We start from the raw sequence: 1,016 nt of genomic DNA on the forward strand, positions 1-1,016 counted from the left end.
GGCACATCGAACAGCTTTGCCCATGCCGTGACGCTGGCGCGTTGAATGTCGGTAATGTTGCTTTCACCCGTCCACCAGCCGTTGCCGATCGCAACGATTGCGTCTGAGCCCATGGCCATGGATTGCAGAACGGGCCAAACGAGGAGCTGTTCGTAGCAGATCAGAGGCGCGGCACGGGTGCCTGCAACCTGTGTGACGGGATTATCGAAGAAGTAGGCGTTGGCGCCGTCTCCATCGCCCGTGAGCCGCCGCCAGGGCTGCCACATCGAGACCGGAACCGGAATGCGCTCGCGATAGTAGATCCGCGATCCGCTTCCCGAAATCTCCACCATGACTGTGTCGTAGCCAGTCCTTTGAACAACAGCGGCTCCTCCGATCACAGTCACCGGCAGTTCGGACAAAGCGTCCGTCCAAAGCTTTTCCGTCGTCGGCGTCCATAGTCCAAGAGCGCTTTCGGGAAGGACGGCGACTTTCGCCCCCTGCCCGGCCGCCCTTCGAACCATGAGAATGGTTTCCCGCTGCTGCTCATAACCGGCAAGCTGTCCAGCCCCTTCGTAACCGAAAGTGGTGTTGATGCCGGTCCAACCCTCGATTACCTTTGGCTCTGTCCAGAATGCGGCGGACCAGGCAGCACAACCGGCCACCACCGGAACCGCGATCCGCCAAAGGTTTGTGGTCATCATGAGCAACAGGATCGCGGTCGCTGCCAGCCCAAACCAGCTCCACCCCGGAAAGAGCACTCCGGCCGCCGTGATCGGACTGGCCCAACCCATTATCCCGAAGGGCGGCAGGCTCATCAGAACACTTGCGATCAGGTAGCGCAGCATTCGTGGCCATCCGGATCTGCGCGTCCAAAGTACCGAATGAACGGCGACAAAGACGAGCGATGCCGCGAACCACAGCCCCAGGCCGATTGCATATTGGGAGCCGAAGAAGATGCTGGCGCCCTGCGGCAAGCCCCGTGACGCTCCAAGGAAATGCGCGGCGGCCACCAGTGCCGACACGGATCGCGACGG

The 1,016-nt window shown here is 61.4% G+C and carries 1 protein-coding gene; it reads right to left on the minus strand.

The window, feature by feature from the left end:
* Positions 1-1,016 (minus strand): conjugal transfer protein TraB (locus J7447_RS31180; RefSeq protein ID WP_209171785.1); only part of this gene is annotated, 1,016 nt, incomplete at both ends.

Source organism: Labrenzia sp. R5_0 (assembly GCF_017743835.1).
GTDB classification, from domain to species: domain Bacteria; phylum Pseudomonadota; class Alphaproteobacteria; order Rhizobiales; family Stappiaceae; genus Roseibium; species Roseibium algicola.